The organism is Pantoea allii (assembly GCF_046529425.1).
Lineage (GTDB): Bacteria > Pseudomonadota > Gammaproteobacteria > Enterobacterales > Enterobacteriaceae > Pantoea > Pantoea allii.
The window spans coordinates 2608091-2631176 of record NZ_CP125958.1 but is presented as its reverse complement, the minus strand read 5'-3'; the positions used below and the strand labels follow the sequence as shown (position 1 = coordinate 2631176).

Annotated in this window: 30 protein-coding genes and 1 pseudogene; 15 read left to right on the top strand and 16 right to left on the bottom strand. The window is 50.1% G+C overall.

Annotated elements, in window-relative coordinates; genetic code table 11:
• Positions 1–257 precede the first annotated feature (257 nt).
• Positions 258–434 (bottom strand): general stress protein, encoded by a 177-nt coding sequence (locus QNH99_RS12410; RefSeq protein WP_074181015.1) that lies wholly within the window; start codon positions 432–434, stop codon positions 258–260.
• A gap of 329 nt (positions 435–763) precedes the next feature.
• Between QNH99_RS12410 and QNH99_RS12405 the strand changes: the two genes are divergently transcribed.
• On the top strand, positions 764–1732 hold the full coding sequence (locus tag QNH99_RS12405; RefSeq protein ID WP_410516749.1) for a UV damage endonuclease UvsE: 969 nt from the start codon (positions 764–766) through the stop codon (positions 1730–1732).
• Positions 1733–1826: 94 nt separating this feature from the next.
• Here the strand turns inward: QNH99_RS12405 and QNH99_RS12400 are convergent, their stop codons facing one another.
• Positions 1827–2084, bottom strand: a complete 258-nt coding sequence (locus QNH99_RS12400) for a biofilm development regulator YmgB/AriR family protein (protein WP_410516748.1) — start codon at positions 2082–2084, stop codon at positions 1827–1829.
• Positions 2085–2490: 406 nt separating this feature from the next.
• Positions 2491–2697, bottom strand: a complete 207-nt coding sequence (locus QNH99_RS12395) for a hypothetical protein (protein WP_410516747.1) — start codon at positions 2695–2697, stop codon at positions 2491–2493.
• Between the two features lie 67 nt (positions 2698–2764).
• Between QNH99_RS12395 and QNH99_RS12390 the strand changes: the two genes are divergently transcribed.
• Positions 2765–2989 (top strand): hypothetical protein, encoded by a 225-nt coding sequence (locus QNH99_RS12390; protein WP_063879422.1) that lies wholly within the window; start codon positions 2765–2767, stop codon positions 2987–2989.
• A 214-nt stretch (positions 2990–3203) separates the two neighbouring features.
• Here the strand turns inward: QNH99_RS12390 and QNH99_RS12385 are convergent, their stop codons facing one another.
• Positions 3204–3989, bottom strand: coding sequence for a BPL-N domain-containing protein (locus QNH99_RS12385; RefSeq protein WP_410516746.1), 786 nt, complete (start codon positions 3987–3989; stop codon positions 3204–3206).
• Between the two features lie 244 nt (positions 3990–4233).
• Complete coding sequence (gene bla / locus QNH99_RS12380) at positions 4234–5115, bottom strand: class A beta-lactamase (protein WP_410516745.1); 882 nt, start codon at positions 5113–5115, stop codon at positions 4234–4236.
• Between the two features lie 283 nt (positions 5116–5398).
• Here bla and QNH99_RS12375 point away from each other — a divergent pair, with 283 nt between their 5' ends.
• Positions 5399–6307, top strand: a complete 909-nt coding sequence (locus QNH99_RS12375) for a LysR family transcriptional regulator (protein ID WP_410515400.1) — start codon at positions 5399–5401, stop codon at positions 6305–6307.
• Positions 6308–6439: 132 nt separating this feature from the next.
• Here QNH99_RS12375 and QNH99_RS12370 read toward each other — a convergent pair whose 3' ends face one another.
• Positions 6440–6718 carry a helix-turn-helix transcriptional regulator gene (locus QNH99_RS12370; protein WP_241536596.1) on the bottom strand — a complete coding sequence of 93 codons (279 nt, stop codon included), beginning with the start codon at positions 6716–6718 and terminating at the stop codon, positions 6440–6442.
• A 912-nt stretch (positions 6719–7630) separates the two neighbouring features.
• On the opposite strand from QNH99_RS12370, the gene umuD reads away from it, so the two are divergent.
• Together umuD and umuC are read left to right on the top strand one after the other, a co-directional pair.
• Positions 7631–8050, top strand: a complete 420-nt coding sequence (gene umuD / locus QNH99_RS12365) for a translesion error-prone DNA polymerase V autoproteolytic subunit (protein ID WP_063879427.1) — start codon at positions 7631–7633, stop codon at positions 8048–8050.
• Positions 8051–8052: 2 nt separating this feature from the next.
• Complete coding sequence (umuC, locus tag QNH99_RS12360) at positions 8053–9318, top strand: translesion error-prone DNA polymerase V subunit UmuC (RefSeq protein ID WP_283356101.1); 1266 nt, start codon at positions 8053–8055, stop codon at positions 9316–9318.
• A 176-nt stretch (positions 9319–9494) separates the two neighbouring features.
• Here the strand turns inward: umuC and QNH99_RS12355 are convergent, their stop codons facing one another.
• The 3 genes and pseudogenes from QNH99_RS12355 to QNH99_RS12345 form a co-directional block, all read right to left on the bottom strand.
• Entirely contained in the window at positions 9495–10754 is a 1260-nt protein-coding gene (locus tag QNH99_RS12355; RefSeq protein ID WP_145393301.1) for an MFS transporter, read from the bottom strand.
• The gene (locus tag QNH99_RS12350; RefSeq protein WP_256853636.1) at positions 10735–11664 is read right to left on the bottom strand and encodes a cytochrome P450; all 930 of its coding nucleotides are present in this window, start codon (positions 11662–11664) and stop codon (positions 10735–10737) included. Before QNH99_RS12350 ends, QNH99_RS12355 begins: the two co-directional genes overlap by 20 nt.
• A gap of 307 nt (positions 11665–11971) precedes the next feature.
• Positions 11972–12205: pseudogene (locus tag QNH99_RS12345) on the bottom strand (tyrosine-type recombinase/integrase); the annotation flags it as partial.
• A gap of 82 nt (positions 12206–12287) precedes the next feature.
• Here QNH99_RS12345 and QNH99_RS12340 point away from each other — a divergent pair.
• From QNH99_RS12340 to QNH99_RS12325, 4 genes are all read left to right on the top strand, one after another.
• Positions 12288–12467, top strand: a complete 180-nt coding sequence (locus QNH99_RS12340; RefSeq protein ID WP_410516744.1) for a hypothetical protein — start codon at positions 12288–12290, stop codon at positions 12465–12467.
• A 152-nt stretch (positions 12468–12619) separates the two neighbouring features.
• Complete coding sequence (gene hchA, locus QNH99_RS12335; RefSeq protein ID WP_096012636.1) at positions 12620–13465, top strand: glyoxalase III HchA; 846 nt, start codon at positions 12620–12622, stop codon at positions 13463–13465.
• 141 nt (positions 13466–13606) lie between these two features.
• Entirely contained in the window at positions 13607–14248 is a 642-nt protein-coding gene (locus QNH99_RS12330) for a TetR/AcrR family transcriptional regulator (RefSeq protein WP_109716265.1), read from the top strand.
• A gap of 125 nt (positions 14249–14373) precedes the next feature.
• Complete coding sequence (locus QNH99_RS12325; protein WP_217268393.1) at positions 14374–14604, top strand: hypothetical protein; 231 nt, start codon at positions 14374–14376, stop codon at positions 14602–14604.
• 118 nt (positions 14605–14722) lie between these two features.
• On the opposite strand, the gene ycgZ is transcribed toward QNH99_RS12325, so the two are convergent.
• From ycgZ to QNH99_RS12305, 4 genes are all read right to left on the bottom strand, one after another.
• Complete coding sequence (ycgZ, locus tag QNH99_RS12320; RefSeq protein ID WP_063879432.1) at positions 14723–14962, bottom strand: regulatory protein YcgZ; 240 nt, start codon at positions 14960–14962, stop codon at positions 14723–14725.
• Positions 14963–15189: 227 nt separating this feature from the next.
• The gene (locus QNH99_RS12315; protein WP_063879433.1) at positions 15190–15459 is read right to left on the bottom strand and encodes a hypothetical protein; all 270 of its coding nucleotides are present in this window, start codon (positions 15457–15459) and stop codon (positions 15190–15192) included.
• A gap of 587 nt (positions 15460–16046) precedes the next feature.
• On the bottom strand, positions 16047–16274 hold the full coding sequence (locus QNH99_RS12310) for a YgdI/YgdR family lipoprotein (RefSeq protein WP_063879434.1): 228 nt from the start codon (positions 16272–16274) through the stop codon (positions 16047–16049).
• Between the two features lie 31 nt (positions 16275–16305).
• Positions 16306–16539: a YgdI/YgdR family lipoprotein gene (locus tag QNH99_RS12305; RefSeq protein ID WP_063879435.1), complete on the bottom strand. Its 234-nt coding sequence runs from the start codon at positions 16537–16539 to the stop codon at positions 16306–16308.
• 229 nt (positions 16540–16768) lie between these two features.
• On the opposite strand from QNH99_RS12305, the gene uraH reads away from it, so the two are divergent.
• Positions 16769–17188 (top strand): hydroxyisourate hydrolase, encoded by a 420-nt coding sequence (uraH, locus tag QNH99_RS12300; protein WP_283356105.1) that lies wholly within the window; start codon positions 16769–16771, stop codon positions 17186–17188.
• A 144-nt stretch (positions 17189–17332) separates the two neighbouring features.
• On the opposite strand, the gene QNH99_RS12295 is transcribed toward uraH, so the two are convergent.
• Positions 17333–18169 carry a MipA/OmpV family protein gene (locus QNH99_RS12295; RefSeq protein ID WP_410516743.1) on the bottom strand — a complete coding sequence of 279 codons (837 nt, stop codon included), beginning with the start codon at positions 18167–18169 and terminating at the stop codon, positions 17333–17335.
• A 206-nt stretch (positions 18170–18375) separates the two neighbouring features.
• Here QNH99_RS12295 and QNH99_RS12290 point away from each other — a divergent pair, with 206 nt between their 5' ends.
• The 4 genes from QNH99_RS12290 (at position 18376) to QNH99_RS12275 (ending at position 21634) form a co-directional block, all read left to right on the top strand.
• Positions 18376–19053 carry a response regulator gene (locus QNH99_RS12290; RefSeq protein WP_063879438.1) on the top strand — a complete coding sequence of 226 codons (678 nt, stop codon included), beginning with the start codon at positions 18376–18378 and terminating at the stop codon, positions 19051–19053.
• Entirely contained in the window at positions 19053–20441 is a 1389-nt protein-coding gene (locus tag QNH99_RS12285) for a sensor histidine kinase (RefSeq protein ID WP_410516742.1), read from the top strand. Before QNH99_RS12290 ends, QNH99_RS12285 begins: the two co-directional genes overlap by 1 nt.
• A 49-nt stretch (positions 20442–20490) precedes the next feature.
• Positions 20491–20928 carry a hypothetical protein gene (locus QNH99_RS12280; RefSeq protein ID WP_370513126.1) on the top strand — a complete coding sequence of 146 codons (438 nt, stop codon included), beginning with the start codon at positions 20491–20493 and terminating at the stop codon, positions 20926–20928.
• Positions 20929–21196: 268 nt separating this feature from the next.
• Positions 21197–21634 carry a GNAT family N-acetyltransferase gene (locus QNH99_RS12275; protein WP_145393296.1) on the top strand — a complete coding sequence of 146 codons (438 nt, stop codon included), beginning with the start codon at positions 21197–21199 and terminating at the stop codon, positions 21632–21634.
• Positions 21635–21747: 113 nt separating this feature from the next.
• On the opposite strand, the gene QNH99_RS12270 is transcribed toward QNH99_RS12275, so the two are convergent.
• Together QNH99_RS12270 and QNH99_RS12265 are read right to left on the bottom strand one after the other, a co-directional pair.
• The gene (locus tag QNH99_RS12270) at positions 21748–22095 is read right to left on the bottom strand and encodes a low molecular weight protein tyrosine phosphatase family protein (RefSeq protein ID WP_145393295.1); all 348 of its coding nucleotides are present in this window, start codon (positions 22093–22095) and stop codon (positions 21748–21750) included.
• The gene (locus tag QNH99_RS12265; RefSeq protein ID WP_145393294.1) at positions 22067–22318 is read right to left on the bottom strand and encodes a hypothetical protein; all 252 of its coding nucleotides are present in this window, start codon (positions 22316–22318) and stop codon (positions 22067–22069) included. Before QNH99_RS12265 ends, QNH99_RS12270 begins: the two co-directional genes overlap by 29 nt.
• A 450-nt stretch (positions 22319–22768) precedes the next feature.
• Between QNH99_RS12265 and QNH99_RS12260 the strand changes: the two genes are divergently transcribed.
• Positions 22769–23083: an MliC family protein gene (locus QNH99_RS12260; RefSeq protein WP_063879446.1), complete on the top strand. Its 315-nt coding sequence runs from the start codon at positions 22769–22771 to the stop codon at positions 23081–23083.
• Positions 23084–23086 lie beyond the last annotated feature (3 nt).

Below are 23086 nucleotides of genomic sequence, written 5' to 3'. Positions count from 1 at the left end.
GCCAGTTGTTTTTTATAAGCCAGGTATTTTCTGAAAATCGTTCCGCTCAGGTTTATTACGTTTTGCTAAAAATAAGCGACGTTTTTCTCTCTCACGCTACGCTTATTATCCTCAAAGCGAAGCGGAAATAAGCGGCGATGGATAAGGCGTAAAAAGCATTACTGGAAAGGGTGAACGGGAATAAAAATGCAGGGGTGAGAGGGGATAAAAATCGCCAGTCCATGGCGTACTACCTCCTTAAGGCGCCTTACTCAGAACTACTTAGAAGTGCGACGGCTTTTTTTGCCTCCTTTCCGACCGGCCTCCCTGGCTCTTTCAGGATCGTTTTTGAAATTACCTCCGCTGGCTTTGCCTCCTGCACTGCCAGCTTCACTGGCTCGGTCTGGATCGTTGGCAAAATTACCGGCACCACCTCTGTATTTCTGTTGTGTCATAGACAAGACCTCATATCAGGGTTCCTTAGATAAGAAGGACTAGCTAGTCACAGCGCTAAGTTTAGTTCTGATACGAAATTATGCCACCCTGAAACCCATTATTCGGTGACGAGATGTTGCGGTTATTACTTGTAAAATCAGGGGATAAGCTGTGCGCGCCGGGCAAGCGGGGCAGGTAGCGCGCGTTGCCGTTATACGCGACCCGTTACAACAAAGGCATTAATCAGGGATTATTCATAAAGTTAGCGTTTAACTTATTGATAGTGCTGGCCTTAATGGCGATTTTAAAATTAGCTGTTAAACTTTCTGGATACTGTTCAGGAGTGTTTATGAAATTAGGCTTTGCATGTAAGTATTTAAACGAAGAGGGCAAGCAGTATTTCCCCTTTCGCGCGACCACGCGAACCCGTTTTCTCAGCCTGGATGAGGCGCAACGCACGGCGCTCATTTATGAGATTTCGAAGACCAATTTGCAGAACCTGTATTTAACGTTGGAAGCCATTGCGGTCCTCCCGGACGCGTTAAGAATGATGCGGATTGGCAGCGATTTACTGCCGTTGTATACCGTACCTGAAGCAAAGCCGTTATTTGCGGCGTTTCTGCCTGAGCTGTATCCGTTGTTTGCCCGCTGCGGTGAGCTGGCGCGGGCGCATCATATCCGGCTGTCATTCCATCCGGGACAGTACAGCGTGCTGGCGTCGGACAATCCTGATGTCGTTTCACGCGCCTTAGAGGATGTGGAATACCATGCGTTGTGCGCCTGTTTGATGGGGTACGGCAAAACCTTCCAGGACTTTAAAATCAACATTCATATGAATGGCAAACTCGGGTTTGACGGGTTTAAACAGGCGTTTCAGCGCCTCAGTCCTGAAGCGCGCTTGATGCTGACGGTAGAAAACGACGAAATTTCGTGTTCACTGGACGATGTGTTGCAGGCAGGGGCGCTGTGTCCGGTGGTGCTGGATATCCATCATCACTGGGTCAAAGAGAACCAGTTTATCCGGGCGGACGATGCACGTATTGCGCGGATTGTTGATTCCTGGCGCGGCGTCCGCCCGGTGCTGCATTACTCCATTTCGCAAGAGGGGATTATCCCCACCGAGGGCTTTCCGGATCAGCACGCCCTGACCGTGCCGAAAACAAAGCTTCGTGCCCATTCCGATTACTATTTCAATCCCACGCTCAACGCCTGGGCATTGTCATTCAGCGATTTCGACATCATGTGTGAGGTGAAAATGAAAAACCTGGCGCGTGAGCAGCTGTACGATTGGGGAAAACGTCAAAACCTGATCGCCTGAGGCGCGCAGGCAAAAAAAAGCCCCTGAATCAGGGGCAAATTTTTAGGGAAGGTAAAGCATCCTTGCTAAGTAGCGTGTCATCATCACAACAAAATTAAAAACGAACGTCGCCCGGCTTACGTTGAAGAACGGTCTCCAGAGCCTGACGATAGATATCCTGTTTGGTCGCGTCGGTTTCACTTTCCAGTTTATGGATCAAACCCAGTAACATATCTTTTTCAGAAACGTGCGCTTTAAAAGAAGCGAGTTCTGACCAGGTCTCTGCAATCACATCTTTTTCGCTGGTGAAAGTGTCACCCGCATTCATGAAATATTCAGAAATCTGAGACTCAGTATTCGTTGTCGTTTGCATGGTAGCCTCAAAATCGGAAGAAGACGTTTTCCTGCCCGTGGCGAAGAAAATTTTGCATCTGAAGGTGGAAATCCACTCACCTTCAGATGCGGTGCAAGGCACCTTTCGTTACAAGTGATTTAACATCACGGCGTAAAGTTATACAAAAAAACTAACTTTGTACAATTTTTTGCGAAGAAAAACCGCTGGTCGGATGAGTTGCTGGCCGAGGGTGCGCTGCTTTCTGCTACTGTTTTTGATATTTAATTATGATTTATAAGGGTTTTTTCTGGTGTTGCCTGCGCCTGTTTTTTTCGTGCGGTTGTACAACACTGCGCAAACTTGTACAGCGTAAGCTGTATAATTCTGGTCAGGAACGCACAAAAAAGTCCCGGACTGGGCAGGGCACGCATCGGGTTGGGAGCCTTTAAGCCGGCTGCGACTGTCCTGTGGGCGACCGCAACGTCGACATCACCGCATGACGGCGCGCGGGCAGCGTATGACCATTTTCCGGATAACGATGCCCCGGCAGAGAATAGCAACCGATGGTCAGCGGCGCATGAACGCTCGACCGGTCAGGCCCGCATTTTTGCGTCCTGTGGTCATAAAGCAGGCTTTGTGGGCGGCGGTGCAATAATTCACTTCCTTCTGTACCCGCAGGGCGTTAAGGTTTACGCCTCTTGGATCAGAAGGAAATGATAATGGTTAACGACTATTTCTCGCTGCCGCCTGCGGGTATGACGCAGGAACAGCATAAACGTACGGTCGCGGTTGCGGCGGCACTGGCAGTGGCAAAAGAGTCAGTCAGCGCCTCAACGTCAGCAAATGGCTCGAAAGCGGCCTGGGATCTGCAAGCGGTGGCAAACGAAATTGCCAATCTGGCCGATGCGATTCAGGATGCGCTGGAGTCTGACAGCGACGTATAACGGTGAGATTGCGCTGTCTGATCGGGCAGCGCGACGGCAAAAAGCACGCTCACGCTCAATAACAAGGCTGTCTGTTTCATCCTCCGCCTCCTGCGCAGCCCGCTTTCCCACCATGTCCCACTGCGCAGCGCTATACAGCCTGTCATCCCGGTAACGTCACCAACACCGCTTGCCGGTTTTACGCAGCCATCAGGCTTTGACGGCACCGATAGCGTTATCGCTCAGAGTGCTGCTGAGAGAAATAAGCCAGCAGACGGGTCATCTTTTGCTGGGGTGAGGTGTAAGTCTCGTCAGTGACTTTACCTGTCCAGCGATCATCTGCTTCAGGGTGAGGTCCGGTTAACACCACCGTCCCTTTTCCGTAGGCATAACGCGCCATCGCCACATCACCATTACGATAAAAGGCCACAGGGGTAAAACCGTCCTGCAGTTTATGGCCGACAAGATAAGGGCCATCCTGATAATAGAATGTCTCTTGTCTGCCATTCCACTTAACAGGGATCGTGTAATCACCCTCATCGGCGATCTGCGATCCCGGACGTCCTGCTTCGGAATCAAGCGGCGAGGCGATCAGCCCCAGCCAGTTACTGTCCGCCAGATAAGCACCCATGCACAGACCGAGGTAACCTTTACCATCGCGGACAAAATCGCGTAGGGCTTTTGCCCCCTCATCCCCCAGGGCTTCATAGGCCGCTGGAATATCCTGACCTCCGCCGGGCTGGATATAAAGATCAACCTGACGCAGGTTCTGAGCATTCAGTGTTTGTTTTTCGTTTTCGCCGATATAAGAAATGCTGAGCGGCATCGCGACGCCGTGTAGCGCTTTCATCACCATTTCTGAACAACCTTCACAGCCTGCCGCACCACGATAAATGGCGATTCTCAGTGGATGATTGTCCGCCAGGCTAAAGCCGGACGCGAGGCTCAAGGCAAGTAGCATCGCGGTTAACATCCCACGAGGATAGCGGACACGTTGTAATGCATTAAAAGCCGGGCGCATGATGCATTTCCTGTCATAGCGAGAAAGAACGCTTCCGTTGCGGCACCCACGGCGCGGCATGAGAAGAGAAGGTCAGCGCAGGCAGACTGGCTGGACGCGATAAAAATAGCGCATTTCAGTGTCCTTGAGCAACTGCTCAATTTTGGGTGACGATCATTCCTTGCCAACCCTTTATTCGCAGAGGGCGTCCAGCAGACCGCCGCCATCGGTGTCGTTGTCTCCTGGACTGCCCGCTTACTGGCCGTTATTGGCTATAACCCGAAGCGATGATTTTCGCTGCGCCCGCCAGAACCGCTTTGCGCGAAGCGGCATGTGGGTCGGGCTGGGTGTAATAGGTGACCAATACCAGCGGTGCATGGTGCGGTGGCCAGATAACGGCGATATCGTTGGTGGTGCCGTAATCGCCGCTGCCGGTTTTATCCGCAACTGTCCAGTCAGCGGGCAGGCCGGCACGTAGGCTGTTCGCCCCTGTGGTGTTGCCTTTCATCCAGTCGCTCAGTTGCTGACGTTGCGCCGGTGCCAGCGCACTGCCCAGCACCAGCTTTTGCAGGCTTTGCATCATGGCAGCAGGCGATGTCGTATCGCGTTTATCACCCGGGATGGCGGTATTCAGATCCGGTTCTTTGCGATCGAGCCGAAAAGTGGTATCGCCAATGCTGCGCGCAAAACGGGTCACCTTCTGCGGACCACCCAGGCGCGTCAGCAGTTTGTTCATCGCCGCATTGTCACTGTATTGCAGCGCAGCCGCGCTGAGTTCAGCCACCGTCATTGTGGCACCGACGTGTTTTTCAGTTATCGGGTTGTAATTAACCAGATCAGTTTTGTGGATCGCGACGTTTTCATTAAGCAATCCGCTCGCGGTTTCACTCTTTTTCAGGATGGCCGCAACGGCGAAAACTTTGCTGGTGCTGCAGAGCGGAAAATGCGTGTTGCCACGATAGGTAAAAACGGCGCTATCGGCGGTGTCCGTCACTGCCACTCCCAGCCTTCCGCCTGCGGTCTGTTCCAACTGTTGAATATCGCGTTGCAACGCGGCGTCATCAAAGCTGGCCTGTGCGGCAAGCGGGGTCGCGAGCGCCAGCAGGATAACGGCAGGGCGTGCGCGTTGTGTGAATAGATTAATCATATAAAACCTCATCTGATAAATGTCCGCATCGCTGAGTGCCGTCTGCGGCCGGGAAGTGCATGGCGGTTTACCGCATCATTGCGCGGCAGGACGCAATAAGAAACAGACTGGCTGCCCCTCAATAAACTTATGTCGCTTTAAACGGCGTGACGCGTCAGGCCATTCAGCCTTGCAGCACGCTATTCCCCGACTTTGTTAAATTACAAGGGAGATGGTAGGGGATTTCAAAATGTCGACAAGCGAGATAATTTGAGTGGAGACTAAAGAATTTCTGGGGGTAAACGTGAAAAATGATGTACCGCTTAACGCGCTTCGGGCTTTCGAAGCCTCCGCCCGCCACCTGAATTTTACCCATGCGGGGCTGGAGCTGTTTGTCTCTCAGGCCGCCGTCAGCCAGCAGGTCAGGCTGCTGGAAGAACGACTGGGCGTCGTATTATTCCGTCGATTGCCGCGTGGTCTGGAGATGACGGATGAGTCGCGGCTGCTGTTTGCGGAAGTGTCAGCGGCCTTCACGCAGCTCGAAAGCGCCTGGCGTCGCTTTGAAGGTGGAGAATACCGCGAGGTGATGACGATTGCCTGTGTGGGTACCTTTGCGCTGGGCTGGCTGTTACCCCGGCTTGAGGTGTTTCGTCAGCAGCACCCGGCGCTGGAGCTGAATGTGCGCACTAACAATAACGTGGTCAGCCTGGCGGGGGAAGGCGTGGACTATGCGATTCGGTTTGGCGCGGGTGCCTGGCCCGCCACACACAATGAGCGGCTGTTTACGGCACCGCTGACGGTGCTCTGTCGGCCGGACATCGCCAGCCGTCTGCAGCAGCCTGCCTGTTTGTTGCGGGAAAACCTGTTACGTTCCTATCGGGCTGATGAGTGGGACAGCTGGTTTACGGCGGCGGGAATGGCACCGCCCAGGATCACCGGCCCGGTATTTGACTCGTCACGTTTAATGGTTGAAGCCGCGATCCAGACCGGCGCTGTTGCTCTGGTGCCGGCGTGCATGTTTCAGCGTGAGCTGGATGCCGGCACGCTGGCCCGTCCTTTTACGCTTGAGATCGATGTCGGTGGCTACTGGTTAACCTGGCTCCGCTCAAAGAAGATGACGCCCTCGATGGAAATATTCCGTGAATGGATAGTGCAGCAGGCAAAAGGCGGTCATGAAGAGCCGGATCAGCCCGATGCAGGCGGCGCGCCTTAATGCTAAACGCCATCTGAGCAGCAGCATCGTGCTCAGGCGGCAAGGCGGCGCTGTATTCACTCATCGCGCAGAGAAAAAGCGTTAACGGCTACCCGCTATGACGGATGTAAAAAATAGCCTGTTCGGGATGATTCATTTCATCAGGCTATCGCTGTGTGGAAGCCTGCGGTGTTCAGTTTTTTCAGTTTCGTCACGCCTTCTGTTATTAAGAAACCAGATAATAAACTCACTGTTATTTTTCACGCCAAGCTTTTTCATTACGCGTTGTTTAATATAATATGCAGCGTGTACAGGGAGTGCCATCCAGCTTGCTATCTGTTTCATATCCATTCCCGTCATAAAAAACCACGTTAATGAAATCTCATCGACCGTTAAACAAACCTGTTGTCCGTCGTTATTTTTTATTTCCATGCTGTGCTCCTTTTCAACATACAGCTGTCTGATCAGGGCTCATCATAGCGCTGGGATGAAGTAATGGCATTTCACGTATTCTTTGCTTATCTTAAGTCTTTAATCTTCATTTAAATCAATTGATTATTCTTGTTTTCCGATCTGATCTGCCTGAGAAAGGTCAGGTTAAGCGAAGAACATATAACGCATCATATCGCCGCTGCGCGCCAGTGCATCAAATATCGTGGGGCTTGTTGAGTCCGTGTGATATACAGACTACTCTGCGATTGCTTTTTATCGCGTTGGATCGAATGCGCGGCTGAGCCTTACGGCAATAAACACCTGCGCTTCTGGTGTTAATCCTGTTGGACAGATAACACCATTTGAATTTTGCGCAATAAACTTCTCTTTGGCTCGTTATGTATTATGCGGCTTCTGTATTTGAATAAATAGGTAAGGCTAAGGAAAGGGGAGGTAAAACGTAACGATCCCCAATCGGGTTTACATTATGTTATCGCCAGGGATTCAGGGATATATATTTCAGAATACAGGCGTGACAGGTAATTTAAATCCAGCCAGTAACAAAGAACTGAAAACAACCGGGCGAGTCGTCAACAGAACCGCCTTATGTCTTGTTTTGCGCAGTACAGAACGTCAGCCAGAGACGTGTAAACCCGCTGTGTACTTCTGCAGGACGATGGCAAAAAAGGGGAGCCATCAATGAAAAAATGCCAGGCGTGCAGAAGGCAACAGGTGAAAGCATAACCTGAATGCACAATCGTTAAGCGGCTGCATAAAACCGACACCGCTTCGCTGTAACAAAATCTTCATCCACATCAACCGCTTCATATAAACCTCTGCCGTTTCACTTGATCAAACCCATCGATCGCGATTACTGTAAATATATACAGTTATTTTGAAGGGGAGGTGAGTATGGAATTTATCAGGCCAGCAAAAGTCAGTGCGCTGTTACCGCTGCCACTGTTTATGGAGCGGGTGCCATGTGGTTTTCCGTCACCGGCTCAGGACTATGTTGAGCAACGTCTTGATTTGAACAAGCTCATCGTTCAGCACCCCAGTTCGACCTACTTTGTACGGGTAAGCGGAGAGTCGATGACCGGCGCAGGCATCAACGACGGCGATATGCTGGTGGTGGACAGCGCGCTAAGAGCCTCGCATGGCGATATCGTGGTGGCGTCCGTGGACGGAGAATTTACCGTTAAGCGTCTTCAGCTTCAGCCCTGCCTGCAACTGATGCCGATGAACCGGCAGTTTAAACCGATTGCGATTAGCACGGAAGATGCGCTGGAAGTGTTTGGCGTGGTGACCTATGTGATCAAGTCGGTTTATTAATCATGTTTGCGCTGGTGGATGTGAACAATTTTTATGCCTCCTGTGAGACGGTGTTTCGCCCCGATCTCAAAGGAAAGCCCATCATTGTGCTGTCTAACAACGACGGCTGTGTGATTGCGCGTAATGCAGAGGCAAAAGCGCTGGGCATTACCATGGCTGTGCCGTTCTTCAAAATGAGAGAGATTATTGCCCGCCACAACGTACAGGTCTTTAGCTCCAACTACGCGCTTTATGCGGATATGAGCACCAGAGTAATGACGTTGCTGGAGGAAATGGCCCCGTCGGTGGAAATCTACTCGATTGACGAGGCTTTTCTGGATTTAACGGGCGTCAGCCATTGCATGTCGCTCGACACGTTGGGCCACGAGATCAAAACCCGGATAAAAAAAGAAGTTCATCTCAACGTCTGTGTCGGCATAGCCCCCACCAAAACGCTGGCGAAGCTGGCGAATTTTGCCGCTAAAAAATGGGCAAACTACACCAAGGGTGTTGTCGATCTGTCCGATCCTGCACGTCGGGAAAAACTGCTGGTGAAGGTGCCCGTTGCGGAGGTCTGGGGCGTAGGTCGACGGCTCAGTCAGCGGCTTGAGGAAATGGGCATAACCTCGGCCGCGGACCTGGCGCGTCAGCGCCCCAGCCTGATTCGTAAGAACTTCAGCGTGGTGCTGGAGCGCACGGTCAGAGAATTATGTGGCGAACCCTGCCAGGATTTAGAGGCGCTCGAACCCACCAAACAACAGATCATGTGCTCACGTTCCTTCAGCAGCCGCCTCTCAGACTATGCCCAGGTGCGTGAGGCGGTCTGTACCTATGCCGAACGTGCCGCCGAAAAACTGCGTAAAGAAAACCAGTACTGCAGACAAATCGGGGTATTTCTGCGCACCAGTCCGCATGCACCCGGCGAAAATTTTTACGGTAATCAGGCGACAGGGCAACTCCTGACGCCGTCCCACGATACGCGCGATATTATTCGGGTGGCGACCGAGATGCTCGACTATATCTGGATAGAAGGACACCGCTATATCAAGGCCGGCATAGTCCTTAGTGATTTCTTCGATCATGGCGTGACGCAGTTGGATATGTTCGATGAGCGTTCGGTTAACCCAGGCCGTAACGATCTGATGCAGGTGATCGATCGGATTCATAAAGAGGGCAAAGGAAAGATGTGGTTTGCCGGGCAGGGCACGGAAAAACGCTGGGCCATGAAGCGCGAGATGTTGTCGCCTTGTTACACCACAAGGTATTCAGACCTTCTTGTCGTAAAATAACCTTTTACATCATCATATTATGATTTTTCATGACGCAAGGTGCACACGGATGCCCGATCAGTCATTTGTTGAAATCCAGTTTGTCCTCAACATAATCTTGTATCTGAAAAAGTGCGGGTAGCATGAAACCAGTACGCAGACGTCAATGCTCGCGGCTCACCCGGATCTTGCACACCTCAATCCGAAGATTCTCTTTGAACTGAGCCACCGGCTTCATTTTTTTTTAGGTGAAGGTTCCGCGTTTTACCTGAAAGAAGGACTGTTCCGGTAATGCCTGTTAGCGCGATAAGCGAACTCATCCCAGCAAAAGCAACCATCAGTCCCCCAGCTGCGAGCAGCCCGGAAAGAAGGCCAGAAAGGGCTTCAGCAGTGTTTGCCAGTGTAGAGAACGTGCCGAATGTCTTACCTGTATTCTCCGCTGGGGACAACGTCTGTATAACTGTCACAAGCGCAATATCTACAAAGGCACCGCTGATCCCAAGTATAAATGCGAGAGGAAGAAGAAAATTAAAGGAATACAGAGCGGTAAGTGACATTACAAATAAAAGCATACCGTACAAGAACCAGTACCGCATTACTCTCTCGGGTGAAGCCTGCTTTAAAAACCGACCATAGATAAGTCCACCAGTGATCGTGCCTGCGGCCATGAGAGAAAAGATCCAACTGGTTATCAGTTCCCCCTGTCCGTGACTGACTGTCATCGCAGGAATTATAAAACGCAGAACCGATCCGGTGAACAGGATGCAGACGGAAGAGCACAGTATGGTGATAAATAGCCCACGGGTGTCATAATAAAGGCCCTGAATACAGGACCAGGTTTCCTTATAAACATTTTTGATCCTGAAAGCCGATATTTTTACCGCTACCGTTTCAGAAAATGTGAAGAGGAAAATAATCGATACAGCATAGGTCAAGGTGTTAAAGAGCAGGACCCATGATTTATCCGAGAATGTGAGTATGAAGGAACAAATAAGAGGGCCTGCCACCGAAGCCGTTTCTTCGGCTACCTGCGATATACCATTAGCACCGGCAAGCCTTGATGCATCAACGGTTCTGGGCACAGCGGTCTGATAGCTTGGCTGGAAGATACTGCGGCCAATGGTTGTCAGCACAGAAGCCACGATAAGGACGGTGATACTGACCGAACCATTCAGGCTGCATATGAAAAGAAGAAGCGACACAATAAGACGCAGCCATTCGCTGAGTAAGAGGTTATGTTTAAGGCGATAATTATCTGCCATCCAGCCTCCAACCGGGCCGAAGAACAGAAAGGGAATAAACCGGAAAAAGTAAACGAAACCGGTAAGCAGATAATCATGATGTGTGCTCTCCAGCACGATAAATACGAAAACCACTTCGTATGCATAATCGCCTGTCTTTGACATAAAAAGCGAGGCGAGAAGGGTTCGGAAATTCTTAATCTTCAGCCAGTTCATGACAGTCCATTCCCATACTGAAACGCGAAGCGCCCAGCGCAGAAACGCCCTCCGCCAGTTCGGTAATTCTGACGTTCCTGAGTGCGCCATTTGAGCTGGTACGGGCGATAAAGGATGAAGCAAAGTTGAGCGCGATCCCCATACCGATACACATATGCATCCCGGTTCCGAAAGAAAGTGGTTTCTCTTTTCGACCCGGAATGAACTGGAAAGGCTCATCAAAAAACCCGGCATCGAAATTAGCCAGCGCGGTATAGAACATAACCCTGTCACCCTTTCGTAGATTCAGCCCTCTGAAGCTCAGATCCTGAGACATCACTCTTCCTACGGAGAGAACGGGGCTGTAAAAACGCGAGGCCTCAACCACTATGTCGCGGACATTATCTGCATTTACTCTCAGACTGAAGTGAGATATGGCCCAGAGCGTGGCCACAATGAGCTGCATGGTCGTCTGATGCGCAGCAATATAGGCGATAGCTCTGTCTGACGCCTGAACATCGGTGCAGGGATCACAGCCAGAAGTCATGTCTCTGCAGGCTTCAAAAACGGCCATAAAGGAATGCGCAATGTCAACAAAATGTTCCTTTCCCTTTACTCTGCCGTCGAAAAGCATACCCACATTATACGCATGATCCGACAAGTGGCGGGCAGGTTCTAACCCGACAAGCATGGCCGCAAGCGTGTTATTGAGGTTGATAAGATCATGCTCATCAAGGTATTTCTTTTCCCTGATCTGCAAAAGTGACCTTTCAATCATCTCGTCGCAGGGCAATTTTTTGAAATTTTGATGAATAAGCCGGACCACATCACTTTTACAATCGTCCCGAAAAATCAGTGACTGATTAATAAGTAACATAAAACGTTCAATGATCGCCTTTTCTTGCTGAAATATGCTGAGGGGAACAAGCATTCTGTTCTTGGTAACATAATGGCTGTTCAGCAGTTCTGAACAGCCAGCATAATCATAAATAACCCAGTGTTAATCACCTGTCAGCAATTTCATATATAATAAAAAATTAATAAAAGTTAACTTTGCATTTACATTGTTGTGATAATGATCGCGAAAAACTTAATGAAAATTATCTATTAATGCGTTGGTTTTGATTGGAAAAATATATCTGAAATATTTCGCCTAAAAAAATAATAATATTTATAGTTATTTAATCACAGGATGAAATTACTTAAACATATATCACCCTGATGTCTTGATGCTGGCATTAAAATTTTTTTAGCATGGCTACAGCTTCCTTACCCGGCGTCGAAAACTGCACCCAGTGATGCGCCGTCACGTCAAGTGCGAAAACTTTCGTATATCCCTCTGTCAATTTCAGGCTTTTGTGGCCCATCAGGCTCTGTAGCGGCTTCAGCGGAATCCCCGCATAAAGCATGTGCATGTAGCTGTGCCGGAAGGTGTGCGGCGTCACAGGAACGGAGAAAATCACACCGCCTTCCGTTGCGACCGCTACTGCACAAAGGGATGGGATAGCGTCAGGGTGAAATCTGCACGGATCAGGGCAAATGCTTCATTAATACGTGCCCGGTGTTCCACATCGTGGTCAGCCGCTTCTCTCAAACTATGCCCAGGTACGTGAGCCGGTCTGTACCTGTGCCGAACGTGCCGCCGAAAAACTGCATAAAGAAAATCAGTACTGCAGACAAATCGGGGGACGTCTGCGCACCATCCGCATCAGCGATTTTCCCGTGGTGAAATGATGGAACCAGCCAGGTTGAGATCGAGGTTGAGGGCAGGGCAGACAACGGAATGCTCTCATAAAGGGTTCGTTTTGTGCTGGCGCGCTGCTTAAACCTGACTTTCTGGTCTAGGATGAAACAGGTATTCATTCGCCCTTAAGGAGAACATTGTCATGTCAGAACTTAGTAAATCTCCGGTGGCAGATCAGGCTGAACATAATGCCTTTTTCCCATCAGCCTACTCTCTTGACCAGTTCACCAGCCCTAAATCCGATCTGAGCGATGCCGGGTACGCGCAACCGCACACCGGGAATAAAAAAATTCTGGTCATCTGTGCCGACGAACGCTATCTGCCGTTGGATAACGACACGCTATTTTCAACCGGGAATCACCCGATTGAAACGTTGCTGCCTATGTACCACCTGTATCAGGCCGGCTTTCAGTTTGACGTTGCCACACTGTCTGGACAAATGGTGAAGTTTGAACACTGGGCAATGCCACAGCAGGATGAAGTGGTTGTGGGATTTTATAACCACTGTCTGTCGCTGTTCCGTTCGCCTTTGACGTTAAGTGACGTTGTAACCTCACTTACACCCCATTCCGATTATGCCGGTGTGTTTATTCCGGGCGGGCACGGTGCATTGATTGGACTGCCCGAAAGTGAAGCGGTGGCAGAGGTTATCCGCTGGACGCTGGCAAACGATCGCCATCTGATTTCGCTGTGCCATGGCCCGGCGGCGTTCCTGGCGCTGGACAAAGGTGAAAATCCCCTTAACGGCTATGCAATCTGCGCGTTCCCGGACTCAGCCGATAAGCAAACCCCCGATATGGGTTATATGCCAGGGCACCTGACCTGGTATTTTGGCGAGAAGCTCCAGGCGATGGGGTTAACGCTGGTTAACAGTGATATCAAAGGTACCGTGCATAAAGATCGCCGCGTACTGACCGGTGACAGCCCGTTTGCCGCGAATGCCTTAGGTAAACTGGCCGCAGAAGAATTGTTAAACGCTAACCGCTAAAAGCTAAAAGGTTCGTACCCCTGTCCCGCGCCCGGCGTGGTCCAGGCCAGGCTTCTGCATTCGGGCCGGGATTCGGGGTATACTTGTGATCCACGACTGAGATACAATCACCCGCGCATATCGTTTTCGGCCGAGCCGAAGATGCCGCCTTTCAAATTGGTCGTCATGAACAGCCAAATCTCTACAGCGTATCAACACAAAGAACGAGGTCGGCCCAGAGAGTTCAATATGGAACAGGCTCTGGACCAGGCGATGATTGTGTTTCGGCAAAAGGGATATCATGCCGCATCGCTAGCCGATTTGGGTAAAGCAATGAACCTCTCTGTGGGAAGTATCTATAAAGCTTTCCAGGATAAGCGCTCCTTGTTTCTACTGGTCTTTCAGCGCTATATCGCCGTTCGCAATGAGGATTTGCGCGGACGACTGGCCCGATTTTCTACCGGCCGCGCGAAGTTAACCGAGCTGTTACAGTTTTATCTGGATTCCTCCCGGGCGACAGAAGGGCGAACAGGTTGTCTGGTGGTAGGCAGCGCCATTGAGTTACAGGTGCTGGACGCAGAGCTGTCGCAGCTGGTTGCGCAGGTCATCAACCGTAACAAGCAATTTTTGATGGCGTTATTGCAGGAAGGGCAGCACGATGGCTCGATCTCAGCCAGTCTGGATGTTGAGACGGCGGCAGGCCTGATTTTGCGCATCGCATTTGGTATGCGCGTCACGGGCAAGGTCGCCGATGTAACCGATGAGCAAGCGACTATTGCGCTGGCCCTGAAAATACTGGATTAACATTTGTCTATTTAGGAAGCGAATGTTTCCTAAATTTTGACACAACGCTGACCGTGACTGCACAACATGTGGCGCGTTGACTGGGCGGCCGAACACACGCCGTCGCGATAAATTGATGATATTAAATGAAAAGTAAGGTTCGAGGAAAAGGCGTGAAACAAGACAGGACAGAAATTGGTGAAGAGATACACGCGCTGTTAGGCAGGATTGTGTCAGGTATTCTCCAGCCCGGAGAAACGGTGACAGTACAGGAAATTATTAGCGCCCTGCATCAGCAAAGTGTTCTAACGGAGTGCGAAAAAACCAGGCTGACCTGTGAACAGGCTATCCGCATCCTGGCGCATAAACTTCACTAGCGGATAGCAATGACGGGCAGGACGTTTCCTGCATAACAGTAACAGCAGTAACAGCAGCTATGCCGCGACTGCTCTGACAAAGACCAACCCGCCTGAATAACGGCAGCCCGTTGCCGTATCACCGCCCAAAGAGCAATCCAATCAGTTCACGACACAGACGCTCTTCTTCCTCACTTGCCGACAGCTCAAGGCGGCGCAGCAGCTTAGTGCAGATAGCTTTACGATTCACGTTCTGGCCTGCACGTAAAATATCAACCACGATCTGCCCCAGCATTTCTTGCTGTGAAGGCAGGCTGGCCGCAGCAAAATAACGGGAGATATCGTCGGCGCTCTGAGGTAGGCGATGGTTGTGTTGCATAGGTGCTCTCGCAGTGGTCCAAAAATAGTCAGTTGAAAGTTACGTAAAGTTATACAATAAAATAAAACTTGTACAGCTATTTCGATGGAAAATTGTGCGGAAGGTAACAGGAAGCAAGTGAAGTGCGTCAAAGCAGGTGATCGGCAACAAAACGCGCCAGGAGCGGATGATGATTGCGCGGACGCAGAGCGCGCCCGCGCAGAGGGATAACCGACTGACCTGCTGAGTTAATGCTCGGTCAAATTGGCGGGCACCTGGCCGGTAACAACCATCCAGCTGAGTTCTGCCCGTTCCCGTGTCGCGACGTTAATAAAGCTTTTCAGCCATTTACGGGCATCTGCAATCTGAATAACCCGCTCGTCGTCGATTTCATTGTCCGCCATGATGCTTAGCTGACGGATCAACGAAACCACAGTTATCTCCTCATCCTGTAGTGCCAGGTTCACCGCAGCTTCACCAATAATCTTATGACCGGTAGCTTCATCGTGAAAATACATATGCAACTCCTGAGTGAGTGAGAATGTCGTCGACCCAGTAATTAGTCTAGTAAAAGAAATGCATAACGAAAGTGTTATTTCATTAGGCGTTACCTATCAAATAAACCTGCATAAAAAGTGAACTTTGCGGTAAGCAGGCTAACCTCCTCAAAAGGAAGGGAAAAACACATATAAAGCGGTTTTACGCGAAAAGATTGAAGTGATTAAACCACTAGATATGTATTTATTGGCCTGAAATTAAGATAGGTCCTTGACGAAAATAGACTGATATCGCGCCATTATTATGACTTTTCCAGCGGAATAACAGCGATACCGCGGCGAGAAAAGGGCCAATAACATCAAGAAATATCACGTGGGTGATTAAAAAAGCGATCTGCCTGATACGGGAGCCAGGGCAACGGACTTTCATACAGCGGCAGGGCGGCCTGTGCAACAGCTTACCTTTATCTGTGCCGCACAAAATCCTGAAAACAATAAATGGATTTGCGATTGTCGCCTGTGGATTAACGGTTAAAACAGAAGGTCTTTAAGAAAGGGGCAGGGCAGATGGGAAATAAAAATGCCGCCCTGGGTGGGCGGCAATGATATTAGTGGGGTACTTCAGAGACAGCTTTCACGTCTGTTTTATTGATCTGCTGTTTCACACCGTTAGCATCGGTGTAACCCAGTAAACCGGCATCCGATTCAGAGGGTTTGCCATCGCTAATAATCGTACGGCCATCGTTAGTATGAATAGCATAACTGGTACGTGTGCAACCGGTTAATGCGGCCATGCCGATCAAAACTGCCAGCGGTAAAATCAGAGTCTTCTTCATATTATTCACCTTATATCCATGATGGAATTAATTAGTTATTAAGTTCACTCATATTGCTGATCTGATCGCGATTGATTTGTTCGGTTTTGCCTGTCTGTGCGTCGCGATAGGAAACCAGTCCGGTATCGCTGTCAATTTGAGGCTTACCATCGGTCACTATGGTGCGGCCGTCTGAAGTCTTAATGGATTGATTTGAAGAGCAACCCACTAATGTTGCCAGTGAAAGGGCAAGCAAAACGGCAGCTGAGAAGGATTTAGTATGCATTTCATCTCCTTGAAGTGGACCTTGAATTAAACAGCATAGTCGCTTTTGAGATTTTTGCAGGCGTAAAAGCGAAACAGCGCAAATTACCGGATGGAAAGCGCGAATCGCTAAATCAGTTCAATAACGAACCATGTTTCTCAGAAAATTCACATTTATCCCCTGTCGTTAGGTATTTTACCTGACGCCCTATAACCTCGTTTGCAGGTTAACTCAAAAAAAGGAATCGATAATGAAATGGCAAATGGGTGCAGTTGCAGCGTTATTAATGGGCTCAGTCAGTGCGTATGCAGCAGAATCAACCAGTATGAAAAATCCGCTGAGTGTTCATGTATTAAACCTGGAATCTGGCACGCCAACCCCGGGTATTTCCGTTGACCTCGAACATAAAGAGCAGGGCAAATGGGTAAAACTCGCCTCGGGTGTCACCGATAAAAACGGCAGAATTAGCGCACTGTTTCCAGATGACAGGAAATTTGAAACAGGAGATTACAAAGTCGTCTTTAAAACAGGCGATTATTATCAGAAAGTGCAGCACAAATCATTTTTTCCGGAAATTCCGGTGATATTCCATATGGACAGTAGCGAGCCGCATTACCATATTCCGTTACTGCTGAGTCCTTACGGCTATTCCACCTATCGCGGTAATTAACAGCGCCCGGCAGCGCCCTGATAACCTCCGCTGCCGGCACGTTTTACCTCATCTCGCGTCAGCAACACGCACTGGCTGACCGCTTAACCGCAGCCCTGCTTGTATGGTCATAAAGCCTGTTTAGACGGACTCATTGAATAACGATCAGAAGCGATATGTCACCAGCAGGCTTACGGTGGGCGATGTTTTTCGTTGCACAATCGGGCTATTGCGCGCATCCCCCGTCAACTGCGTAACGCCTGCTGCGGCAACCACGCTCCAGTCCTCATTGAACTTATGTGTCCAGTCAAGATTCATCGACCAGGCGTAAACTCCCGCTCCGGCATCATATCGGGTAAACCTTGATGCGGCTGATTGGGATGCACTGACTCCGTAGTAAGTCTGCATGTATTTGTCCGTCCCCCAACTGCCGGTCAGCGCCAGCGTTACGGTATTATTCGGTGAGGTATAAAGCGGGCTATTAATGCCAAAATGCAGTGCCGCGCCATTGTTTCGTTCAGAAAATGGCACTTCAGCCTGCAATTGCAAATTAAGCCAGTCGGCCACCCGGTATCCCAGGCCAAACACACCGAGAGCCGAGCCTTTGACGTCGCCCATACCACGCAAATAGTCGCTGCCGTCGCTCAGCGAGTCGCTGTCCACGTCGTGATCCTTCCGACCTGCGCGATAGCTCAGCGCAGCGTTGTAATCGAATTTGCCGATGTTATTGCCGTAACCGATGCCCCGCGTGGAGCTGGCGAAGAAACCATTTGCCATTGTGTAATCCAGCACCATGGCGGTCGTGACGCGGCTTTTATCCGAACCAGAATAGCGTGGCGTCACGTTCGCGCCGCCTCCCAGAGTCAACGCGTTGTCCTGATTCTGTGCTGCCGCCAGTATCGGGGTTGCCAGTAACGCCAGGACGGTGCCCGGCAACATTTTTTTCAGGCTGCGCCCCGGGAGTGAAAAGGGGAACTTATGACGCAGTATGTTATTTCTCATTAAAGAAGTCCTCGTGGATTCAAATGATTACGATACAAGCGGGTTGTAAACGCCAGAACGCGCATTTTGCAGGCGCCCGCTAAAGTTCTCATGAGCCCATAATGAAGAAAGGGTGAAGCAACCACAGAGGCGGCAAAGCTGATAGATTTCCTGATACCGTTTTTTTCTTCAGACGTTCTTCATTCACTGTTGATACCGTAACCATTGTGAAAATACTCCTAATCGAAGACGACCTGGATCTCGGCAACGGCGTACGTATTGCCCTTGCAGATCAAGGATTTGATGTTATATGGGTTCGCCGCAAAGAGGATGCGCTGCATCAGCTTGATGTCTGCGTGCCTGAACTTGTGTTGCTCGACCTCGGATTACCCGACGGCGATGGCATGAGCCTGATGGCGTACTTGCGTCAGCAGCTCAAGGGTATTCCCGTCATCATCCTGACGGCGCGAGGCACACTGCACGATCGCCTTTGCGGGCTGGACGCGGGTGCAGACGACTATCTCGTCAAACCGTTTGTTCTCGCCGAGTTGTTGGCGAGGGTGAGAGCGCTTGCGCGCCGCAGTTATGGTTTTCAGAACGAGGCGATAGAACTGCGCGGATTATCGCTTTATGTGCCCACACGACGCGTGACCGTGAATGCACAGCATATTGAGTTGACGGCAAGTGAATACGCGCTGCTTGAAACGTTGATGTTGCGCACTGACCGCGTGCTTACTCGCAGCTTTCTGGAAGAAAGGATCTTCGGCGCAAAAGAAAATATGAGTAATGCGCTCGATGTGCATATGGGGAATTTGCGTCGCAAAATCGGCGACGGCTATGTGCGAACGGTGAGGGGCGTTGGGTATGTCATTGATACCGTACCCATTCAGAAGGGGGCAGGTTGATGCGAAATGTCTGGCGCCTTCTGAGAACCCCAACGTTCGTACGGCGAATTATGGTAGCGCAAATGCTATTGCTCACCCTGCTCTGGTGTCTTTTTCTGACTTACGTTTTGTGGGAGGACTTGCGTAGCCCGCCAATATTAACGGGCAGCAAGACGTACGAAACCATTTTTACTGTGGTTAAGAATATGGACGATCGCCCGCAGGAGCGAACGCATGTGCTGGCTGCATTAAGTAAGGCAGTGCGGGAAAATTATGGCGGCGGTGAAGATCCAAAACTCTCAATCAGCCTTATCGTACGCAAGAATAAAGAGATAGTTTATGCCTCTGATGGTGCGCCAGCGGGCGTGATAAACAGCCGTTATGGAAAAATTGAGCGTGTTGAGAGTGATGGTCGCGCCTGGACCAGCCGTACCTTAAAGTCCGGGAACGCCGACACAGAGGTCACGCTTATCACCCCTGCTGGAGGCTGGAATTTCTTTATCTACCTGAACTCGCGCGGCTACTACGTGATGCCGCTGCTGGTATGCATTCCGTTTCTTTTGTTTCCTGCGTGGCTGTCAATCCGCATTGCCATGCGCCCATGGAATAAGGTGGTAAATGAAGTGTCCTTACGCACGCCGGACGATCTCTCGCCCTTAAAAGCAGTGCCAAAGCACAGGGAGCTTCGCCAGATGGTTGACGCTGTTAATGGATTTCTTGCCAGAGTGCGGGAAAGCACTGAACGGGAACGCGTTTTCATTGCCGATGCCGCTCACGAGCTGCGTACCCCCCTGGCGGCGATGCGAATCAATGTTGAGGCGTTGCAGTCTTATGTGAGCAGTGACAGCCAAAAAGAGTTGCTTGCAGGCATTATTCGCAGCAACAGCCGTGCGGCTCGTCTGGTCAATCAGTTGCTGCTGATGATGCACAGCGAAGCGCGCATTGACACGGTTATGGAGCCTTTGCAGATGACAACGCTCATACAAGAACGCATGGCCGGGCTGGCACCGCTCGCGGCGGAACGCAGAATTGAACTTGAATTCTACGCCGAAGAGGAAATCTGGGTGACTGGCGTCAGGGAGCGGTTGATGTCGCTTATTGATAACGTAGTTGAAAATGCAGTGAAGTACAGCCCTGGGGGCGGGAGGGTTGAGGTGGAGTTACGATCCTTAGACCAATCCACGCAGTTACGTGTTTCAGATGCAGGGCCTGGCATTCCCGTTGAATTGAGGGAGCGCGTATTCGACAGATTTTTTCGTGATCCCAATCAGATGCAAAGCGGAAGTGGGCTGGGACTTGCCATCGTCAAAGCCGTTGCGCAGCAACACAACAGCAGCGTACGCCTCAGTACGTCGGAAGAAGGTGGGCTAATGGTTTCGGTTAATTTCCCGAATCACAAATCCGCCTGAAAGCAAACACCATCTTGATCCGCGCCGGCGCAAGGCATTTACCTGAATGATGGAGTTAAAAGTGAAATACGTTGCTCTGACAAGTCTGTTATTTTCGCTCTCACTCAGCGGGTGTGCTATTACCGTCAGCGAACTAAAAAGCAGCCAATCCTCTTTTGACGGCAGTTTCGTGAGCAAGGCAGGGTCATCTGATACTTATCGAACCATAAGGCTCATGGCAAGGCAGTGCCTCGAATATGAGGCATATTCAGGAAATCCGGTAATCGTATTAAGCGAGTTTGATGGTGAGCGCAAAAAAGGGGAGATTAATCAGAAGTTCCTTTCACAGGGACTGTTGATTAACAACACGCTAATTGAGATCGAAAGCCCTAATGGTGACCACGCGCAGGTCAGCCTGTATACAACCAAGAACCTCTTGAGCACGGGTATCCGGTCGCCAAAGATAAGTGATATCAAGCGCTGGGCTGACGGCGATAAAACGTGCTAGCGCGACGCTGCGAAGCATCCCTGTGATATGACTTGCGCCATATTGATTAACACACCGCAATGTTAACTAATACCTTCATCAGAGGTGAGAGCCACTGCGAACGTCCGCTCCTCGCTCGTAGCGGCCGTTGAGGCCCAAAGGTCCGCTCCGTGCCAGAGACGGAAGTTGATAATGGAGCTCGAACGCAAACCTTATACGACAAATCTTTTGAAATTGCTCCTGAGGCCTGTATATTTAAACAGCACTTTATTTGAAAAGGATATTTTAGATGAATAACATTGTCGAAGGGGTAAATTTAGAGGTTTGCGCTAATCCTCACGCTGCACAATTACTTGCGATTGAAGAAGGCCTTAATGATTTTAACGATTTAATGACGGGGATGAGTGACCGTCAGCCATTGGCTATATTAATAAAATCAAATACAAACGGTGAAGTACTGGGGGGCATGCAGGGGCGCTCTTCGTTAGGACTACTTTTTATAGATCTTTTCTATCTGCCACCAGAGTTGCGGAAGATGGGGATTGGTACAGAAATCCTTTCCCGCTTTGAGGAGGAAGGCAGAAAAAGGGGCTGTACTGCTGCATTCTTATACACAATTAGCTTTCAGGCCCCTGATTTCTATAAGAAGCACGGTTGGGAAGAGTTCGGGCGTATTGAGTGCAAACCTGAAGGAACAAGCCGTATCTTTATGAAAAAATCCTTATAAAAGGTCTGCTGTCCGCTCTCAGCGGACTTTTAGCACTTGCCGTCCGCTTTGTGCCAAACGCGGACATTGCCGAAGAAGGATATGTGGAAATAAATAGCAAAAAGATAAAACGATTATTGGCTCTCAATTTCTTGATCGGTTAGTCCCAATTTTTCCGGTACGATATCTTTGAATATTGCTATCAACTCAGGATCCATAAAAAGGTATTCGTCAGAGATATTGAGCACATGTAGAGGCTTGAATGCGATGATCCTGCCATATTGGGCCACTAAGCGGTTTTTGTGCTTCTGTTCCATCACACAGACAACATCAGCCCATTGAAGCAATTCGGCAGAGACTCTTTTTTTTGCATCCCGGCTAGTCCCAGCGGAAAGTACGGCAAGGCATGGATAACGGCGGAACACCTGTTCCGCCGTGGGGCTTCGCCATTGATTACGACTGCATATAAAAAGTACGTTCATCAGAATAGTGGTACTCTTCCAGGCCTCTCAAGGCAAGCTGTTGGTTAGTAATACGTGGATACTCAAGCCCCAGTTGTGCTGCACGCAACAATTTATCCGACCGCGTGTAAAGCATCTTCCAGTTTTTTTCGCCACGGAAGTTTAATAAGATCTTGCGGATATCACGAGACTTGTTACGTCGCTTCTGTGCATTGCGCCAAGCTCTAGTACGTTTAGTTTCCATTGTTCCACTCTCTCTGATTAATCGGGTGAGCAGCCGCGATAATACGGGGAGAACAAACTGGAGAAATATAGCTTTTTACGGAGAAAATTTATAGTCCGGATTATGGTGAATCATTGCTCTGCTCCCCGTTAATTGACACAGAGCAAGGTAAGCAATGTCCGCTCTTCGCTCACAGCGGACATTCATCACCTGTAATCACTTCACGTCTTTAAACACTCTCCTTGGCTGACATTAAACACAACTGCTCACCCGGCAGGGCGGCGGTGCTTTCACCCCCGTTCTTCCTCATTCTGCCGACTTGTTTAAAAACTTTTGCTGATGCCCAGGCTATCATCGGTTAAATTGCCCTGAGAGGCCGGAGCGCGCGCAAGGCGCTATCCGGTGCAAGGTCAAAAACACCTAACAAAGCAGAAGGCCCCATTACCTGCTTTCCTTACAGGAGAATCGCTGATGTTAAAAGGACTCACCGTTGCCGCCGTGGTCATGCTGTCGGGCTGCAGCCTGATGCACAAGGCTCCACCAGCACCAGAAACGTTGCATTACCGCTGTGGCACATTGCCCCTTACCGTCACCCTGGATAATGCCAAACAGCAGGTCAGCTTTATTATGGATGGCAAGCCGCTGACGCTGACGCAAACGGTTTCTGCGTCCGGCGCACGGTATAGCGACGGTAACTACGTTTTCTGGTCTAAAGGGAACGGCGCGTTCATTGAGCGTAATGATAAGATCGTTGTAAACGATTGCGAATTGCAACCGGCCAGTTAACGT

Coding starts and splice junctions, on each gene's coding strand:
- QNH99_RS12410 (WP_074181015.1), bottom strand. CDS start 434: ATGACACAACAGAAATACAGAGGTGGTGCCGGTAATTTTGCCAACGAT.
- QNH99_RS12405 (WP_410516749.1), top strand. CDS start 764: ATGAAATTAGGCTTTGCATGTAAGTATTTAAACGAAGAGGGCAAGCAG.
- QNH99_RS12400 (WP_410516748.1), bottom strand. CDS start 2,084: ATGCAAACGACAACGAATACTGAGTCTCAGATTTCTGAATATTTCATG.
- QNH99_RS12390 (WP_063879422.1), top strand. CDS start 2,765: ATGGTTAACGACTATTTCTCGCTGCCGCCTGCGGGTATGACGCAGGAA.
- QNH99_RS12385 (WP_410516746.1), bottom strand. CDS start 3,989: ATGCGCCCGGCTTTTAATGCATTACAACGTGTCCGCTATCCTCGTGGG.
- bla (WP_410516745.1), bottom strand. CDS start 5,115: ATGATTAATCTATTCACACAACGCGCACGCCCTGCCGTTATCCTGCTG.
- QNH99_RS12370 (WP_241536596.1), bottom strand. CDS start 6,718: ATGGAAATAAAAAATAACGACGGACAACAGGTTTGTTTAACGGTCGAT.
- umuD (WP_063879427.1), top strand. CDS start 7,631: ATGGAATTTATCAGGCCAGCAAAAGTCAGTGCGCTGTTACCGCTGCCA.
- umuC (WP_283356101.1), top strand. CDS start 8,053: ATGTTTGCGCTGGTGGATGTGAACAATTTTTATGCCTCCTGTGAGACG.
- QNH99_RS12355 (WP_145393301.1), bottom strand. CDS start 10,754: ATGAACTGGCTGAAGATTAAGAATTTCCGAACCCTTCTCGCCTCGCTT.
- QNH99_RS12350 (WP_256853636.1), bottom strand. CDS start 11,664: ATGCTTGTTCCCCTCAGCATATTTCAGCAAGAAAAGGCGATCATTGAA.
- hchA (WP_096012636.1), top strand. CDS start 12,620: ATGTCAGAACTTAGTAAATCTCCGGTGGCAGATCAGGCTGAACATAAT.
- QNH99_RS12330 (WP_109716265.1), top strand. CDS start 13,607: ATGCCGCCTTTCAAATTGGTCGTCATGAACAGCCAAATCTCTACAGCG.
- QNH99_RS12325 (WP_217268393.1), top strand. CDS start 14,374: ATGAAAAGTAAGGTTCGAGGAAAAGGCGTGAAACAAGACAGGACAGAA.
- ycgZ (WP_063879432.1), bottom strand. CDS start 14,962: ATGCAACACAACCATCGCCTACCTCAGAGCGCCGACGATATCTCCCGT.
- QNH99_RS12315 (WP_063879433.1), bottom strand. CDS start 15,459: ATGTATTTTCACGATGAAGCTACCGGTCATAAGATTATTGGTGAAGCT.
- QNH99_RS12310 (WP_063879434.1), bottom strand. CDS start 16,274: ATGAAGAAGACTCTGATTTTACCGCTGGCAGTTTTGATCGGCATGGCC.
- QNH99_RS12305 (WP_063879435.1), bottom strand. CDS start 16,539: ATGCATACTAAATCCTTCTCAGCTGCCGTTTTGCTTGCCCTTTCACTG.
- uraH (WP_283356105.1), top strand. CDS start 16,769: ATGAAATGGCAAATGGGTGCAGTTGCAGCGTTATTAATGGGCTCAGTC.
- QNH99_RS12295 (WP_410516743.1), bottom strand. CDS start 18,169: ATGAGAAATAACATACTGCGTCATAAGTTCCCCTTTTCACTCCCGGGG.
- QNH99_RS12285 (WP_410516742.1), top strand. CDS start 19,053: ATGCGAAATGTCTGGCGCCTTCTGAGAACCCCAACGTTCGTACGGCGA.
- QNH99_RS12280 (WP_370513126.1), top strand. CDS start 20,491: ATGGAGTTAAAAGTGAAATACGTTGCTCTGACAAGTCTGTTATTTTCG.
- QNH99_RS12275 (WP_145393296.1), top strand. CDS start 21,197: ATGAATAACATTGTCGAAGGGGTAAATTTAGAGGTTTGCGCTAATCCT.
- QNH99_RS12270 (WP_145393295.1), bottom strand. CDS start 22,095: ATGAACGTACTTTTTATATGCAGTCGTAATCAATGGCGAAGCCCCACG.
- QNH99_RS12265 (WP_145393294.1), bottom strand. CDS start 22,318: ATGGAAACTAAACGTACTAGAGCTTGGCGCAATGCACAGAAGCGACGT.
- QNH99_RS12260 (WP_063879446.1), top strand. CDS start 22,769: ATGTTAAAAGGACTCACCGTTGCCGCCGTGGTCATGCTGTCGGGCTGC.